Source organism: Helicobacter hepaticus ATCC 51449 (assembly GCF_000007905.1).
Lineage (GTDB): Bacteria > Campylobacterota > Campylobacteria > Campylobacterales > Helicobacteraceae > Helicobacter_C > Helicobacter_C hepaticus.
In genome coordinates, this window is record NC_004917.1 from 1,570,800 (window position 1) to 1,587,341 (window position 16,542).

Annotated in this window: 15 protein-coding genes; 14 read left to right on the top strand and 1 reads right to left on the bottom strand. The window is 35.2% G+C overall.

Annotated features, from left to right (window positions below; translation table 11 throughout):
* Positions 1 to 100: 100 nt before the first annotated feature.
* The 8 genes from nhaA (HH_RS07945) to HH_RS07980 are packed head-to-tail and all read left to right on the top strand — an operon-like array spanning position 101 to position 9,334.
* On the top strand, positions 101 to 1,612 hold the full coding sequence (nhaA, locus tag HH_RS07945) for a Na+/H+ antiporter NhaA (RefSeq protein WP_041309145.1): 1,512 nt from the start codon (positions 101 to 103) through the stop codon (positions 1,610 to 1,612).
* Between the two features lie 20 nt (positions 1,613 to 1,632).
* Positions 1,633 to 2,967: a sodium/proton antiporter NhaA gene (gene nhaA / locus HH_RS07950; RefSeq protein WP_011116485.1), complete on the top strand. Its 1,335-nt coding sequence runs from the start codon at positions 1,633 to 1,635 to the stop codon at positions 2,965 to 2,967.
* Positions 2,968 to 3,017: 50 nt separating this feature from the next.
* The gene (yajC, locus tag HH_RS07955) at positions 3,018 to 3,311 is read left to right on the top strand and encodes a preprotein translocase subunit YajC (RefSeq protein WP_011116486.1); all 294 of its coding nucleotides are present in this window, start codon (positions 3,018 to 3,020) and stop codon (positions 3,309 to 3,311) included.
* Between the two features lie 6 nt (positions 3,312 to 3,317).
* Positions 3,318 to 5,156 (top strand): protein translocase subunit SecD, encoded by a 1,839-nt coding sequence (gene secD / locus HH_RS07960; protein WP_011116487.1) that lies wholly within the window; start codon positions 3,318 to 3,320, stop codon positions 5,154 to 5,156.
* A 3-nt stretch (positions 5,157 to 5,159) separates the two neighbouring features.
* The gene (gene secF, locus HH_RS07965; RefSeq protein WP_011116488.1) at positions 5,160 to 6,131 is read left to right on the top strand and encodes a protein translocase subunit SecF; all 972 of its coding nucleotides are present in this window, start codon (positions 5,160 to 5,162) and stop codon (positions 6,129 to 6,131) included.
* A 10-nt stretch (positions 6,132 to 6,141) separates the two neighbouring features.
* The gene (locus HH_RS07970; RefSeq protein ID WP_011116489.1) at positions 6,142 to 6,483 is read left to right on the top strand and encodes a DUF6394 family protein; all 342 of its coding nucleotides are present in this window, start codon (positions 6,142 to 6,144) and stop codon (positions 6,481 to 6,483) included.
* Positions 6,484 to 6,518: 35 nt separating this feature from the next.
* On the top strand, positions 6,519 to 7,232 hold the full coding sequence (locus HH_RS07975) for a hypothetical protein (protein WP_011116490.1): 714 nt from the start codon (positions 6,519 to 6,521) through the stop codon (positions 7,230 to 7,232).
* 11 nt (positions 7,233 to 7,243) lie between these two features.
* Positions 7,244 to 9,334, top strand: coding sequence for a hypothetical protein (locus tag HH_RS07980; RefSeq protein ID WP_011116491.1), 2,091 nt, complete (start codon positions 7,244 to 7,246; stop codon positions 9,332 to 9,334).
* A 3-nt stretch (positions 9,335 to 9,337) separates the two neighbouring features.
* Here HH_RS07980 and HH_RS07985 read toward each other — a convergent pair whose 3' ends face one another.
* Positions 9,338 to 9,799, bottom strand: a complete 462-nt coding sequence (locus HH_RS07985; protein ID WP_011116492.1) for an acyl-CoA thioesterase — start codon at positions 9,797 to 9,799, stop codon at positions 9,338 to 9,340.
* Positions 9,800 to 10,035: 236 nt separating this feature from the next.
* Here HH_RS07985 and HH_RS07990 point away from each other — a divergent pair, with 236 nt between their 5' ends.
* From HH_RS07990 to HH_RS08015, 6 genes are all read left to right on the top strand, one after another.
* Complete coding sequence (locus HH_RS07990; protein ID WP_011116204.1) at positions 10,036 to 11,562, top strand: flagellin A; 1,527 nt, start codon at positions 10,036 to 10,038, stop codon at positions 11,560 to 11,562.
* Between the two features lie 157 nt (positions 11,563 to 11,719).
* On the top strand, positions 11,720 to 12,481 hold the full coding sequence (locus HH_RS07995) for a TSUP family transporter (RefSeq protein WP_041309408.1): 762 nt from the start codon (positions 11,720 to 11,722) through the stop codon (positions 12,479 to 12,481).
* 72 nt (positions 12,482 to 12,553) lie between these two features.
* Complete coding sequence (locus HH_RS08000) at positions 12,554 to 12,970, top strand: DUF1104 domain-containing protein (protein ID WP_011116494.1); 417 nt, start codon at positions 12,554 to 12,556, stop codon at positions 12,968 to 12,970.
* Positions 12,971 to 13,021: 51 nt separating this feature from the next.
* Entirely contained in the window at positions 13,022 to 13,693 is a 672-nt protein-coding gene (locus HH_RS08005; RefSeq protein ID WP_011116495.1) for a response regulator transcription factor, read from the top strand.
* Positions 13,694 to 13,705: 12 nt separating this feature from the next.
* Complete coding sequence (locus HH_RS08010) at positions 13,706 to 14,989, top strand: sensor histidine kinase (protein WP_011116496.1); 1,284 nt, start codon at positions 13,706 to 13,708, stop codon at positions 14,987 to 14,989.
* An 80-nt stretch (positions 14,990 to 15,069) separates the two neighbouring features.
* Positions 15,070 to 16,533: a replicative DNA helicase gene (locus HH_RS08015; protein WP_011116497.1), complete on the top strand. Its 1,464-nt coding sequence runs from the start codon at positions 15,070 to 15,072 to the stop codon at positions 16,531 to 16,533.
* Positions 16,534 to 16,542: the final 9 nt, after the last annotated feature.

A 16,542-nucleotide genomic window follows, 5' to 3' on the forward strand; every position in this document is an offset into this window, starting at 1 on the left:
GTATAATGGCATTTTCATTTTTTATTGTAGTCGTAGTTAATTAACTCTAAACAATACATTTAGCTTATTTATTATTTTATAATTTTATAGAGGGATTTCAATGTCAGAAGCAAAGATTACGCCTAGCAGACATTCATATGTAAAAGATAGACTTCAAGACAGCCTCAATCGTTTTATCAAGCACGAATCTTTCGGGGGAGTTTTGCTTGCATTTTGCGTTGGAGCAGCTATGCTTGTAGCGAACTCATCGTATGCAGATATGTATTTTACTTTTTTTCATAGCGAATTTGGTGCATTTTTTAGTGATTCGCATTTTAAGGTAAGTTTGCAGGATTTTATCAATGATGTATTAATGTCATTTTTCTTTTTGCTCGTGGGTTTGGAAATGAAACGCGAAATGCTCTATGGGGAGCTGGCTGGGTTTAAAAAAGTAAGTTTTTCTTTTCTCGCAGCATTTGGAGGCATTATATGTCCAGTAATGATTTATTCATATTTTAACTCTGGCACAGCATATGAAAGTGGTTTTGGTGTCGCAATGAGCACAGATACAGCCTTTGCACTTGGGCTTATAATGCTTCTTGGAGATAGAGTGCCTAAGATTTTGAAGATTTTTCTTGTAACACTTGCTGTAGCTGATGATTTAGGGGCTATTTCTGTAATTGCAATTTTTTATTCTGATAATATTAATATGCAATGGATTTATGCTTCTTTAATCCTTGTTGCAGTACTTATTTATCTTAATTATCGTGATACTAAATATCTTTCACTATATTTTTTGGCGGGTATTTTGTTGTGGTTTTGTGTGCACCATAGCGGGATTCACGTAACAATTGCAGCAGTTATTTTGGCAATGGCGATTCCCGGGCGCACACGCGTAAATAAAAAATATTTTATCAATATGCTTAAAGAATTTGAAAGAATGAAAGTAGCCACGAATGATTGGAATGATGTAGTCTATGCACGTGAATCGGAGAAGGTGGGTTTTTGGAGAGGAAGCTTTAAGAATATTAGAAGTTTTATATTTGGAAATCAAGATGTGGAAAAAAAGATTGATATGGCAAAAACTTCCCAACTCGTGCATATGTTGGATACTATAGGCACATATTCTCGTTATGCACAAAATCCGCTTATACGTCTTGAAATTGCTCTGCAACCCATTTGCGCTTATTTTTTTGTTCCTCTTTTTGCTTTTGCTAATGCAGGTGTAACACTTGAAGGCAATATTGATATAAGTTTAAATAGTGTTATGCTTGGGACAATTTTAGGCTTAGTAGTGGGCAAACCTGTAGGTGTATTACTTTTTTGTTTTTTAGGAGAGAAGTTAAATCTTGCTACTCGTCCAAAAGATTTAAATTATTTGCATATTTTATCTGTGGGTATGATTTCAGGCATTGGCTTTACAATGTCTATGTTTGTGGCAAATCTTGCCTATAAAGATGATATAATGAGTATTGATATGTCTAAAATTTCTATTCTTGTAGCATCTTCAATAGCAGCTGTTCTTGGGCTTTTGGTGGTTTATCTTAGCACAATTAAGCAGGATAATCAGCTTGAGAATATAAATGAAGAAGATGAGATTCAAAAGCTTAAGGAAACACAAAGTATCATTTGATTTAAGAGTAAGGAGTAAAAATGGCAGCAAAGCAAAATAGAATTTCGGAAGCATTAAGTAGTTTTATCCGCGCAGAATCTTTTAGTGGTATTTTTTTATTTTTTTGCGCAGTGAGTGCAATGATTGTGGCTAATTCGCCTTTCTCTGATATTTATAAAAACTTTTGGGAACAACCTTTTGGTTTCAGCTTTGCAGGGGGATTTTATGGATTTAGTATTCACGATTGGATTAATGATGTATTGATGTCAATTTTTTTTCTTATGGTTGGGCTTGAAATTAAACGCGAATTGCTTTTTGGGGATTTATCCGGATTCCAAAAAGCAGCTTTTCCTGTTATAGGCGCAGTAGGTGGTATGATTGTGCCAGGTGTTATTTATTATGTGCTCAATATGAATACTCCCTCTTATCACGGATTTGGAATCCCTATGGCTACCGATATTGCCTTTGCGCTCGGTGTCATCTTGCTTCTTGGCAAACGTGTTCCTTTGGCACTTAAAGTATTTCTTGTAACACTTGCTGTGGCTGATGATTTAGGAGCAATTGTTGTTATTGCAGTATTTTATCCTTCGCCTGAAGGTTTGCATTTTATATATTTAGGTGTAGCAGCAGGGCTTTTAATACTTCTCACAGGTATCAATCATTTAGGGGTGCGCCATTTAGGAGTGTATATAGGGATTGGTATTTTGTTGTGGTTTTGTGTGCACCATAGCGGGATTCACGCAACTATTGCAGCTGTGGCATTAGCGTTTTGTATTCCTGTAAAGCCCAAAATTGAGAGCAAGGAATTTATTCAAGTCGTTCAACAGATGATAGAAATTTTTGAGAGCAAAGACAAAGAGCGTAAAAATATTTTACTTGATACGCAACAAATGAGTGCAATTGATGAAGCAGGGAGAGATTTTGCAAAGGTCCAAAATCCACTTTTGCGTTTAGAGCACGCTTTGCAACCTCTGTGTGCATTCATTATTATGCCCCTTTTTGCTTTTGCTAATGCAGGCGTAGATATTCGTGCAGAAGTAAATTTTCACATTGACCATATTATGCTTGGGGTTATACTTGGACTTGTAGTAGGCAAACCTTTGGGTATTTTAAGTTTAACATTTTTATGTGAGAAATGTAAAATTGCTTCACGTCCAGCAGGAGTGTCTTGGAGTCATATTTTTGGTGCAGGAATGCTCGCAGGCATTGGCTTTACAATGTCTATGTTTGTCTCAAATCTTGCATTTGATGCTCCTCAAGCAAGTGATGTGTCAAAAATAGCAATTTTGCTTGCTTCAAGCATTGCAGGTATTGTGGGTTCATTGTATTTGATAATCAATTATAAAATCAACTCTCGGGCAAAAGTCAAATCTTAACTATTTTAAGATAGAATCCACAATTTAAGTTTATTAAAAAAGGATTACTTATGCAAGGTGGAGCACAAGAGACATTAATGTCATTACTTCCTATCGTATTTTTTATTGCGATTTTTTATTTACTTCTTATTCGTCCAGCAAATGTAAAGCGTAAAAAGCACCAAGAAATGATTGATGCGCTACAAAAGGGTGATAAAATCATCACTACAGGCGGTCTTATATGTGAAATAGTTAAGCCTGAAAAAACATTTTTTAGCGTGCGTTTAAATGATGACACAATTGTAAAGCTTTCTCGGGAATTTATTGCATATAAGCTTGATGCAAATGATGAAACTCAAGAATAATTACAAATGGCAAAACAACACACTTATTCCGTTCAAGGAAGCCATAAAGGTTTAAATTATAGGCTGTGGTCTTTTATTTTCGTAGCATTAGTTGGTATTATTCTTTGCTTACCTTCATTTACAGATATCAATGGTCGTAAGATTGCACTTGGACTTGATTTACAAGGAGGATTAAATCTTCTTTTGGGTATAAAAACTCAAGAAGCAATTAAAGCGCGTTTTTCTTCCTTAGCTTCCCAGATTGTTTTTGATACCAAAAAAGAGAATATTCTTATTGATAATTTAAAAGTATTTGAAGATAAGATAAGTTTTGAGCTTGTAGATACTGATGAAAAGCCAATGTTAGATAAGATTCTCTCTCAGATTAATGGGTTGCAAGTAAATGAAAATAATGGAGCGTATTCCATTGTTTTTACTGCAGAATATGAAGAAGAGATTCAAAGTAGTGCGCTCAAACAAGCTATCGGCACAATTCGCAATCGCCTTGATGAATTTGGTTTAAGGGAGCCAAGTGTAACCCAGCAAGGTAAAGATAATATTCTTGTCCAGTTGCCAGGCATTAAAACAATTGAAGAAGAACAAAGGGCACGAGATTTGATAGCTAAGCCTGCACATTTGCAAATGATGGCTGTTGATGAAGAAAGAAATGCGCGAGTAAGCACAATGAGCGAGCTTGAGGCACAAAAATATAATGATGTTATTTTGCCTTTTGTGCATTCATCTGAGGTTCAAGCTCTTCAGAATACTCTTGCTCATCTTCAAGAAAAACTTAATGAGTTAAAAGAACACCCACAAAATTCTATGTCCTCGCAAGAAAGAACTAATACTTTATTTGCAGAACGCATTAAAATTGAGGGAGAAATTGCTAAGATTCAACAAGAGCTTGAGGCGAAAAAAACAAAACTAAATCAGGTCATATTACTTAAAGCTGTCCCAATTCTTGATGGTTCTATGCTTACAGATGCAAGAGCAGCTTTTGACCAAAACAATCAGCCCATTGTGAGTTTTAGCCTAGATTCTAAAGGAGCAAAGATTTTTGGAGACTTCTCTGGGGCAAATGTAGGTAAACGTATGGCAATAGTTCTTGATGGTAAAGTATATTCTGCACCTGTCATTCGTGAGCGTATAGGTGGAGGAAGCGGACAAATCAGCGGTGGCTTTAGCGTAGCTGAAGCAAGTGATTTGGCAATTGCACTTAAAAGCGGAGCATTACCAGCACCTATGGAAGTGCTTGAAAAGCGTAGTGTGGGTCCAAGCTTAGGTGAAGATTCTATACGAGCTTCATTAATTGCGCTTATTAGTGGTTTTGCCTTAGTCGTTATTTTTATGATAATATATTACTCTCTTGCGGGCGTGATTGCTGTTGTCGCATTGTTTGTGAATATTGTGCTTATTATTGCCGTTATGGCGTGCTTTGGTGCTTCATTAACATTGCCGGGTATGGCTGGAATCGTGCTCACTGTGGGTATGGCAGTAGATGCAAATATTATTATTAATGAAAGAATCCGAGAAGCTTTGCGTGCAGGATTTGGTATAGCTAAATCAATTGAAATGGGCTATGCGAATGCCTCAAGGGCAATTTTTGATTCTAATCTCACAACACTTATCGCCGCTGTTTTACTCTATGCTTTTGGGACAGGAGCTATTAAAGGCTTTGCTATTACGATGGGGATTGGGATTACAGCTTCTATTCTTACTGCTATTGTTGGCACACACGGCATTTATCAAGCAATTATGCAGCGGATTATTAAAAGTGGCAATGTAAATTTGTGGTTTGGTATCAAGCTACCTTTAGATACCACAGAATCGGCAAAGCAGCAAGATACAAAGCTTAACAAAGGGTAATATATGGAAGTTTTTAAGAAAGTAAAAATATATGATTTTGTTACATATAGCTCGTATGGACTTGTTATCTCTACATTATTAATTATTGCTTCATTTGTGCTCTTAGGCATAAAAGGTTTTAATTTGGGTATTGATTTTGCGGGTGGAAGTATAGTGCAGATTCAATATACTAAACCTGCCCCGCTTAGTAAAATCCGCGAACTTCTCGCACAAGATGAGAGATTTAAAAATTCACAAGTAAGCGAGTTTGGCTCTAAAGAGGAAGTATTGCTTAAGATTCCTTATATCCCTACGAGTGTCAATGAGGATATATCTCATAGTATTGTTGCTCTTTTAGAGCCAAGTGGGCATTTTGAGTTGCGCAGGGTGGATTCCGTAGGTCCAAAGGTGGGTGATGAACTCAAGCAAAATGGTATTATTGCCCTCACATTCGCACTTATAGCAATGATGATTTATATTTCATTTCGTTATGAATGGAGATTCTCTCTTGCAGGTGTGCTTGCACTCGTGCATGATGTCATTATTGTTTCTGGCGTGGTGATACTTGCAGGTGTAGATTTCAATCTTGATGTCTTGGCGGCGTTGCTTACAATTATTGGTTATTCAATCAATGATACCATTATTATTTTTGATAGAATCCGCGAACAAATGATGATAAAGCGTCAAAAAGATATGAAATATGTTATTAATGAAGCAGTTTCTTGCACACTTTCAAGGACTATCCTTACTTCTTTAACTGTGTTTTTTGTGGTGCTAACACTTTATCTTTTTGGCGGAGAAATTATTGTTGGATTCTCACTTCCTATGCTTGTAGGGGTGATTATTGCTACTTGTAGTTCAATGTTTGTTGCACCGCGTTTAGCATTAATGTTTGGGTTTAATCTTGATGAGTATTATCAAAGAGAGACAAATAAACTCAAAAAACAAGAGGAAAAAAAGAGACTGCGTGCAATGTATGAACAAGGTCGTTTATAAGGAGTGAGTAATGGATTGGGGTAAGGTATTCTTTGTATTTTTTAGTTTGATGAGCTTAACTTTTACGCTTGGATTTTTGTATGAAAGTAATATAGTGATACTTTTTATTGCTACAGCGATTAATTTTATTGCTACAACTTTCCGCATCGGTGTAAAAAATAGTCTTTCCGCTGAGCTTTTTGCAAGCTCCTTGGTTGCAGATTTTCATCTTATACCTGCTTTTGTATTTTTACAAGTTTTTGGTGATATTGAAATTGCTACTGCACTTGTGGTAGGTGCAGTTGTGGCAAATTTATTTTCTGTTGTGTTGCTTTGTATTGGGGGCGCAAAAGCAAGAGAAAGTGATTATTAAAGGACTAGGCTTATTAATTCTGGGCAAGGAGAGCTATGAAGCCAATCACATATATGTTCAGCTTTTTAAAATATTATATGTGTATTGTTTGTTGTGTTTGTCTATGGAAAGGTTGTGCTACCTATAAACTTGAAGTAGAGGATGTGAGCTTGTATCACGAGGGTGTGCAAATTATAGATTCTATAAAACCTAAGAGTAAAGTGCGACTTGAGGTAGGACAGACACTTGTGGGAGGCTCAAGCGCGATTCCTTTAGCACTTTTTATTTCTGCGCAAAATCTTGCTTCTCAAAAGGTAATTTTTGATAAGGATTGTGTGCAAATGTATCAAAATGATAAGGCATTAAATTCATTGAGTGATAATGAACTTAAGAGTGCTTCGTTTGATTATGGTTTCATTATAGAATCTTATCATCTTTATATGCCGCCAAAGCCTATGCCAGAGAATCAGTTTGTAGGAATGCCCTTTATTTATCGGGGATATATGGGTGGATTTTATATATATGATTATATGATTATTTCTGCTAGAGAGCGACTTTGGCAACAAATGCGCCTTGATGATGAGAGAGCAAAAAAAGCACTTATTATATCAAGTATGATGCAAAAAAATACTCTTGAACCATATAAAGCACCACAGGGCGGTTTTGTAATTTATGCGCCCCAAAAATTACAAAAGGGGACGCTTGATGTGTATGTGAAAGTGGGCGAGGAAAAACATCGCTTTACATTGCAGCTTAGTAAAATAAAATAAAAGGAGCAAAGATGAAAAAATACTGCATTTATATACTATGGGGAATGCTTATAAGTGTATTGTTAGTAGCTTGTAGTGATAAACCCACAGATTCTACTCCCGATCAAGCACCTCCAGAGAAACCAGCTCTTATACTTGAGGGTAATGAAAGCCTTGAAAAACTAATGGACAAGATTTTTGAAAATAATGTTTATAGCACTACGACAGATGAGCTAATGCGTTCTTTTTTACCCAAAGAGGTGCAAAAAAATGCAGATACAGATAAATTTATTCCAGTAGAGCATAAACGCTATGAAGTAGCTCAACTTTTTAGACAAGCATATTTTCAGAACAAAACACATCAGATTCAAAGTAAAACACTTGAAGAAGCATTTGCCTTGAAAAAAGAATGGAATGTATTATGCACTTCGGCACAACCTTATGAGAAATTACCCATTCTTCAGCGACTTAATACGGAAATTGAGATTTCCTTAAGCCTTTTGTTGCTTAATAGTCAAGATGAGGTGGATACTTTAGAGAGACTTCTTTCGCAGCAGTATCAAAGTGCTAAAGGCACAGGAGAGCTTAATACCATTATAGAATCTCAAATGCAAGTGCGACTTTTAATACTTTTTGGTTTGTATCATTTAGATTTGATTAATGAGAGTAAGGAAGAACATTCAGAGAGCTTTAAATTGCGTTCAACACTTGGTGCAAATCTTGCACAATATCAGGATTTTTTGCCAAAAGAGCACTATGAGGTATATCACAGAGCCTTTATGCTTCTTAATCACGCAATTTTAAAAGAGCAAGCTCCTTTAGATAGAATTTTAGTCAAACTTTTAGAATTTTTACCAAGTTTGGAACAAAATATAGGAAATGAGGATTGGTATTTGCATTTAGAACGCGTTAAGAATGCTTATGAAATTTCAAAAACACAAGATTTTTCTAGCCCAAAAGCTCAAGAATTAATACAAATTGCACAAAATCCCCATAAAAATGTTTATGATAACGCTCTTATAGGAAATTATCTTTATGGACTTGATTATTTGACTTTAACTTTATTGAATAATGATGTGGCAAATAATCTTTCTTTAGCATTAGATTCTTTGCAAAAAGATTTTAAGCATTTTCAAATATTTCAACACCATTTTGAACCCTCTTCATTTCAAAATTATATTGCATCAATGTTTATAGGGGCTTATGCTCTTTATAATACGCGCCAAAACCAAGAACGTTTTAATGAGTTGCTCCATTTAATTAAATCCGAGTTATCTCAATATAATGATGTAATTTCAGATGAAAATAAGGATTTGTATCAAGATGCACTTTTTGTTTTAGAACAAATGGATAAAACAAAATTTTTGCAAATCACACTTACAGAAGCTAAGCCTGAAGAAGAGGCAGGATATATCAAAATTCGCTTAAACCTTTCACCCTTTGAAATTGAGAGTATCAAAAGCATTGTTTCAAAGGAAAATAATGCCCTTAAGGAAAATCTCCCAGTATGTCTTACTCCGCAAGAGGTAGATTTTATGCTATCTTTAGTGTATCAAGCTTATAAAACACAAGATGTGAGAGGTGTTGCTCCTGAAATGTTTAAAATACGGCTAGAAGAGGTGTTTGGTATTGAGAATCTTGAACATCAAAAGCAGTTTAAAGATGCTCAAGGGAAAGAGTGGGGCAGGGAGTATTTGATAGATTTTGATAGATTTATGTTGCTTGGCGTAGCAGATAGGGCTTGTTATGTCCAAAGTCTTATTCTTGATGAGAAGTTGAGCGTATTGCAAGAGAAGCAAAAAATTTGTGGATATAATTTGTATTTTGATAAAGAAAATGGTTTGATAACTAATGAAATCTTGCCCTCGCGTATTCTTGAAATTATAGCAGATGGTAATGTGTATTATCGCTTGAGAGAGGCTGATTTGAATCTCAATAAGTTTATTTTTTATAATGATGAGATTGCTCTTGAATCTTTAAAAAATGCGCAAGATTTGGGTGAAATCTTACCTGTATTGCTTACAACATTCTCACATATGAAAGATTATCTTAATAATCGTCTTTCACCCCAGCAAACACAAGAAATAATACTTAGAGCGAAACAAAAACCTTGTGCAAAGTAGTAATTAGGGCTTTATTTGGGCTCTAAATTCTTTACGTTTTTTAGCGGCTTCAAATCGGCGTTTTTCTTCTTCTGTGGTAGGTGTAAGCGGTGGAATTTTGATTTTTTTACCACTAGGGTCAATAGCTACCATAGTAAAGTAGCAACTATTAGTATGAGTAACAAAGCGATTTTTAATATCTTCACTAATAACTTTTATGCCTACTTCACAGCTTACGCTTCCCACATAATTTACTGACGCAAGAAAAATGACAAGCGAACCAATTGGGATAGGGTTTTTAAATACCATACCATCAACGCCAATAGTTACCACACCGCAGCCACAATATCGTGTTGCACAAGCATATGCTACTTGGTCAAGCAACTTCATAAGCTCACCCCCGTGCATAACGCCACTAAAATTTGCCATACTTGGTGAAGCAAGCACACTCATTGTTAAGGATTTTGGGTCAAATACATCTTCCATAAGTAACTCCTAAAAGGACAAATTTATTTTAAACTTTATATCAAATTATGCACTTGCAAGGTTACAACTGCTATAAATTTAGGAATAAGATTCTATATTTATTTTTTGTATGTCTCTAAATGTAACCTCTTTTATTCATTGTTTCCTAAAAAACAATTAAATTTTTTTCATCATAGCCGATTTGTATTACAGCCAAAGGCAAGGACGCCTAAGGAAAATTTTAAAAAGGAGTTACCATGGCTTTTCAAGTCAATACTAACGTTAACGCACTTAATGCGCACGCACAATCTACCTTTACTCAATACAACCTTAAAAACTCTATGGAGAAATTGAGTTCTGGTCTTCGCATTAACAAGGCAGCAGATGATGCTTCAGGTATGGCAATTGCAGATAGTTTGCGCTCTCAAGCAAGTGCGCTAGGACAAGCAATAAGAAATACAAATGATGGTATGGGAATTATTCAAATTGCAGATAAGGCAATGGACGAACAACTTAAGATTCTTGATACAATCAAATCTAAAGCCGTTCAAGCAGCTCAAGATGGACAATCTACACAATCTCGTTCAATGATTCAAATGGACATTATCCGTTTGATTGAAGGTTTGGATAGTATAGGTAATAATACTACTTATAATGGTATGGCTCTTCTTTCTGGTGCTTTTACTAACAAAGAGTTCCAAGTAGGTGCATATTCTAACCAATCTATTAAAACATCTATTGGTTCAACTACATCTGATAAGATTGGACAGGTGCGTATTGAGACAGGTGCTTTAGTTACTGCTTCTGGTGAAGTAACTGTAACCTTTAAAAATGTTGATGGGGTTAATGATATTACTTTAGAATCTGTAAAGGTTTCTCACTCTGCAGGAACAGGACTTGGTGTTTTAGCAGAAGTTATTAATAAAAACTCTGATAAAACAGGTGTTCGTGCTCAAGCAAACGCATATACAACTTCAGATGAATCAATTAAATCTGGAAGTTTGGCAAATCTTATGGTTAATGGTGTTTCTATTGGAGATATTATTGGTATTCAAAAAAATGATAGCGATGGACGTTTGGTGCAAGCTTTCAATGCTGCAACAATGCACACAGGTGTTGAAGCCTATACAGATAATCTTGGTCGCTTGATGCTTAGAAGCACAGATGGACGTGGTATTAGTTTGAAGGCTAATGGTGCTGTGCCAGGACAAGGTAATGATGTAGCAATTACTACTGTGAATGGCGGACACGATCTTACTACTGGTGCAAACAACTATGGACGTCTCTCTCTTGTGAGAACTGATGCAAGAGATATTGTTGTCTCTGGTTTGAATATTAGCTCAACAGGATATAATGATGATACAAAAGTAGCTCAAACAACTACAAACCTTCGTGATATGAAAGGTGTATTTAATGAAAATGTTCGTTCTGCTTCAGGTGCAAACTATAATGCTGTTATTGCATCTGGTGGAGCAGACCTTGGTTCTGGTGTAACAAGCTTAAGAGGTGCAATGATATCAATGGATATTGCAGAATCTGCAATGAAAACACTTGATAAAATTAGAGCAGACCTTGGTTCTGTATCTGGACAAATGGTAAGCACAGTAAATAACATCACTATTACTCAAGTGAATGTTAAGGCAGCTGAATCTGGTATTCGTGAAGTGGATTTTGCAGCAGAGAGTTCAGAATTTACAAAACTTAATATTCTTGCTCAATCTGGTAGCTATGCTCTCTCTCAAGCAAATGCAATTCAGCAAAATATTCTTAGGTTACTTAACTAATTGAAGTAACACTTCTTTAAGTCTCCTCTTTTTTTGGGGGGGACTTTTTCTTCCTAGTAATATCCTTTGTTTTATAAAATTCAATAAATTCATAAGATAGAATATTTAGATTATTAGAGTAAATTCAGAAACAACAACTGGCTTTGGGGTAAAAGTGATGGAACTTGATATAAATGTAGGTATGATTATCTTTTTGATGTTTGCAGCATTTGTGGCAGGATTTATTGATGCCATAGCTGGAGGTGGGGGTATGATAACAATCCCTGCTTTACTTTTTGTGGGTATTCCTCCTCTTCAAGCACTTGGCACGAATAAATTTCAAAGTTGTTTTGGGAGTTTTGGAGCGAGTTTTCATTTTTATATGAAAGGCTATATTCGTTTAAGAGAGCATTTACCTTTTGTGATTGTAGTATTTATATCTTCTTTGTTGGGAACATTGTGTGTGCAGGTATTTGAAGCAGATTTTTTGCGCAAATGTATTCCTTTTTTGCTCATTATTTTTGCTTTTTATTTTCTTTTTTCGCCAAAAATCACAGAAGCATCTTCTCACGCACTTCTTGGCTTTGTGCCTTTGGGTTTTGTGCTTGGAGGCATTGGATTTTATGATGGATTTTTTGGTCCGGGCACAGGTTCATTTTTAATGTTAGCACTGATTTCTTTAGGCGGTTTTGGTTTGCTTGATGCACTTGCTCATACCAAACTTTTTAACTTTGCTACAAATATTGCCTCAATGCTTATTTTTGCACTAAGTGGAAAGATTCTATGGATTGTGGGATTATGTATGGCTTTAGGGCAGTTTATAGGTGCGAGTTTAGGTTCGCGTATAGCTATTGGCTATGGCATAAAAATCATTAAGCCTCTCGTTGTATGTGTATCTTTGATAGCTTGTATTTATTTGCTTTATAAAGAATATATTTGATTTTACTTTGGTTTCACCTTATTTTTATAAAATTCTTAAGTCTATACAGACAAAACATGATAAGGAGTTTTTATGAAAAATGTAAAAGTATATGTATTGGGCAGCGTTTTAAGCGCACTGCTTTGTAGTAATCTTAATGCAGCAGATTTTAGCTCAAGAAGTGATGCGGAACTTGTTAAGCTTTCTGGCATTGTAAAAGTAGAAGAGTTTGTAGATTATGAACTTGAAGTAGCAAAACGGCTTAAGTCAAAGACAGAAAAAGAGGCAAAAGAGTTTAAAAGCAAACTCAAGGAGCAATATGAAAAAGCGACCGAAAAATTGAGTGTTAAGCAATACAGAGAATATAAAAAAGCTACACGTGAGGCGATGAAAAAGCATCTTGAAAAAATGAGTAGTAAAGAGCGCAAAGAAAGTGGTTTAATGGCGTGTGGAGATTTTAAAGATTCTAAAGGCAAAAAAGCTTTGTGTCATTGCAAAGATAAAAAATAGGTAAATGCTCCCTTTAAATGGGGGCAAAATGAAGATTAAGAGAGAAATAAAATGTCGGCAAAAATTTTGTTACTTGAAGATGATTTTGTTCTTTCAGAGATTCTATTGGAGTTTTTGCAAGAACAAGGCTATAATGTGCGATTGTGTGATAATGCTAAAGATGCTCTAGATTGCGCTTATGAACAATATTTTGATTTGTGGATTTTAGATGTGAAAGTGCCTCAAGGTAATGGATTTGATGTGCTCAAAGAATTACGGGAGTGCGGGAAAGATACTCCTGCTATTTTTATTACTTCACTTGATAGAATTGATGATTTGCACAACGGATATAAAGTAGGTTGTGATGATTATATTAAAAAGCCCTTTGAACTCTTAGAACTTCAATGTCGTATCAATACATTACTCAAGCGTCCGTTTTTGCACACTCATAAGGATTTTATTATTTTGCCTAATGGCTTTAAATTTGGAATTCTTACGCAATTACTTTATGATAAAAGTGGCATAGTCATTCCTCTTACACAAAAAGAAAGCTTGCTTTTATCACTTTTGCTCCAACATAAAGGAAGTTATGTCTCTCAAGAGATAATTTTTGATACACTTTGGGAATATGAACAAGAGCCAAGCGAAATGAGTTTGCGTGTATATGTGAAGAATCTACGTAAAATTTTGGGTAAAGATAGTATTCTTAACCAGCGTGGGCGAGGGTATTGTTATAATGCGTGATTGGGAGGAGTGATGTCTGATAATTCAAAACGTGCAATTATTAAAGTGTTGTGTTTATATCTTGGCACAACAGGAGTTTTTTTATGTGTATTTTTTTGGTTTTTTTATGCAAAAGAAAAACGTCATCTTATTGCTCAACAGGTAAGTGAATTACGCGAGATTAGTCTTGAAGTATATGAAATTTTACATACAAATAAAGATGATATACCTTCTGCCTTAAAACAAATTAGCGCAGATATTAACTATCCCTTGCGCATTTATAATCATAAAAATGAAATAATTTATGATACGCTTTATGTTGCGTTGAGTGAGAATGAAATTAAGCAAGGCGTTGCAATTCGTGAGGGTAAAGTGATTATGGAACCCTCAATGCACGAGCGATTGCCAAAGTCTCCGCTTTTGACTTCGCATCTTAATAAAACATCTCAATCCCACAAGCAAAACACGCAAAAAAGCAAAAGCCCACTTTCTAAATTCCGTGAGAATCCTAGGTATAAAATTTTTATCCAAGATAATGCGTTAGATTCTCAAATATTGCTTTTACAAATAAAGCTTATTTTTTATTTTGTTCTTTCACTTTTTATCGTGGGTATTGTAGCATATTTTTTAGTGCGACTTTTTTTAAAGCCCATACAGGAGAAGATTAACTCTCTTAATAATTTTATTAAAGACACCACTCACGAAATTAATACGCCTTTGAGTATTATTTTAATGAGTATTGAGACGCTTCAAACACAAAATCTTACATCAGCACAGATGCAAAAAATTGAGCGTATTAAGCTTGCTTCAAAGAGTTTAAGTCATTTGTATAAGGATTTGGTGGCGTATAATTTTCCACATAGTATTAATAATAAGTGTGAGAATCTTGCTTTAGAGGTTCTCCTCAAAGAGAGATTGGAATATTTTTCACCATTTTTTGAGCAAAAATCCATTCAAGTTCAAATCCATATAGAGCCAAGTATGATTGTTGCGAGTGCAGAAAAAATGAGTTGTGTGATTGATAATTTATTGAACAATGCAATTAAATATAATAAAAAAGGCGGACATATTAATATAGTGTTACAAAAAGGACTTTTGTCTATTGCTGATAGTGGCTGTGGTATGCCACAAATGCAAATGGACAGAATCTTTGAGCGGTATGTGCGATGCAATGATTTTCAAGGCGGCTTTGGTATAGGTTTAACACTTATTAAACGTATTTGTGCCGAGTATAATATAAAAATAGAGGTGCAAAGTGTGCTAGGAGAGGGCAGTAAATTTACGCTTTTATGGAGGCATACGAATAAGCACATTTAATTCAATACAAATTACTCTTTAAATAAAAACAAGGTAAGATTATGGAATCTAAAATCATTTGAACAATAGGGATATAAAAGATGCAGCAACAAGAGCATATCATTAGTATTGAAAAAATTGTCCTTTCATCAATTTTTTTCTCTCCTGAAAAATTTGAGGAAATCTCTGCTGAACTTCAAGCTGATGATTTTCTATATCCAGCACATCGTGATATTTTTGATATGTGTGTATATTTAAATAAATGTAATCTTCCAATTGATACAGAGCTTATTCTTACTAGAAAACCATCACATAAAAAAATTTCACAAGAAGAACTACTTGAGATTACAGCCCTTAATCCTATTGCCAATATTGAAGCGTATGTGAGCGAGATTAAAGAGGCGAGTATCAAGCGCGAGCTTCATTCTTTGGCAAATTTTTTGCGTGAAAAATCACTTGATATGCAAGAGAGTGTAGAAGATATTATTGATGAAGTGGAGCGTAAGCTCAATGATGTAGCACTTGGCAAACCCCAAGATAATGTTATGAATGCACACGAAATGGCAATAGGAGTTCTAGAACATCTCAAGGAGCTTAAAAATCGTGGTAATCAAGTTGTAGTAGGGCTTGACACGGGATTTAAAAGGCTTAATCTGCTGACAACAGGCTTTAATAAGGGAGATTTTATTATCATTGGCGCACGTCCTTCTATGGGAAAGACATCATTTGTGCTTAATCTTGCTCAACATATTTTAGATTCTCCAAAAGGCGTAGCTTTTTTTAGCCTTGAAATGCCTTTTCTCCAGCTTGTTATGCGTATGATAAGTGCAAAGGCTTCTATTCATTTACAAAATCTACGAATAGGCAATCTTACTAATAATGAGTGGTCAAACCTGAGTGAAACTATTGATGCATTTGCAAAGCAGCCTATATGGGTTGATGATAATTCAAATTTAAGTATTGCACAATTAAAAGGGCGTTTGCGCCGATTAAAAAAACAGCACCCAGAAATTAGTATAGCAATCATTGATTATTTGCAGCTTATGAATGGCGGTAAAAATGAGGGTAGCAAACAAGCAGAAGTTTCTGAAATCTCGCGTGGGCTTAAAATGTTAGCTCGTGAGCTTGATATGCCAATCATTGCACTCTCACAGCTTAATCGCTTTGTGGAATCTCGTGATGATAAAAGACCTATTTTATCAGATTTGCGAGATTCTGGTGCGATAGAGCAAGATGCAGATATTATTTTATTTTTATATCGTGAAGATGTGTATAAAAAACGTGCAGATAATGACAGATATGCGCGATTAAAAAAAGAAGGTAAGGAAAAAGATTTTAAACCAGAATATCAAAAACGCGAAATTGAGAAAGCTGAAATTATTATTGCCAAGAATCGTAATGGCGAAACAGGAAGCGTGGAGATTCAATTTGATACGCGCTTTACACGTTTTGAAGATGTGCCCGAAAAGTATGAGCACGAGATGACACAAACGCGCATTGATGGAGAAGAGTTTATGACACAAATAGAGAATCTGCCTCCACAAGTCCAAATGCCAAATATTTGATGAATTTAA

Coding starts and splice junctions, on each gene's coding strand:
- nhaA (WP_041309145.1), top strand. CDS start 101: ATGTCAGAAGCAAAGATTACGCCTAGCAGACATTCATATGTAAAAGAT.
- nhaA (WP_011116485.1), top strand. CDS start 1,633: ATGGCAGCAAAGCAAAATAGAATTTCGGAAGCATTAAGTAGTTTTATC.
- yajC (WP_011116486.1), top strand. CDS start 3,018: ATGCAAGGTGGAGCACAAGAGACATTAATGTCATTACTTCCTATCGTA.
- secD (WP_011116487.1), top strand. CDS start 3,318: ATGGCAAAACAACACACTTATTCCGTTCAAGGAAGCCATAAAGGTTTA.
- secF (WP_011116488.1), top strand. CDS start 5,160: ATGGAAGTTTTTAAGAAAGTAAAAATATATGATTTTGTTACATATAGC.
- HH_RS07970 (WP_011116489.1), top strand. CDS start 6,142: ATGGATTGGGGTAAGGTATTCTTTGTATTTTTTAGTTTGATGAGCTTA.
- HH_RS07975 (WP_011116490.1), top strand. CDS start 6,519: ATGAAGCCAATCACATATATGTTCAGCTTTTTAAAATATTATATGTGT.
- HH_RS07980 (WP_011116491.1), top strand. CDS start 7,244: ATGAAAAAATACTGCATTTATATACTATGGGGAATGCTTATAAGTGTA.
- HH_RS07985 (WP_011116492.1), bottom strand. CDS start 9,799: ATGGAAGATGTATTTGACCCAAAATCCTTAACAATGAGTGTGCTTGCT.
- HH_RS07990 (WP_011116204.1), top strand. CDS start 10,036: ATGGCTTTTCAAGTCAATACTAACGTTAACGCACTTAATGCGCACGCA.
- HH_RS07995 (WP_041309408.1), top strand. CDS start 11,720: ATGGAACTTGATATAAATGTAGGTATGATTATCTTTTTGATGTTTGCA.
- HH_RS08000 (WP_011116494.1), top strand. CDS start 12,554: ATGAAAAATGTAAAAGTATATGTATTGGGCAGCGTTTTAAGCGCACTG.
- HH_RS08005 (WP_011116495.1), top strand. CDS start 13,022: ATGTCGGCAAAAATTTTGTTACTTGAAGATGATTTTGTTCTTTCAGAG.
- HH_RS08010 (WP_011116496.1), top strand. CDS start 13,706: ATGTCTGATAATTCAAAACGTGCAATTATTAAAGTGTTGTGTTTATAT.
- HH_RS08015 (WP_011116497.1), top strand. CDS start 15,070: ATGCAGCAACAAGAGCATATCATTAGTATTGAAAAAATTGTCCTTTCA.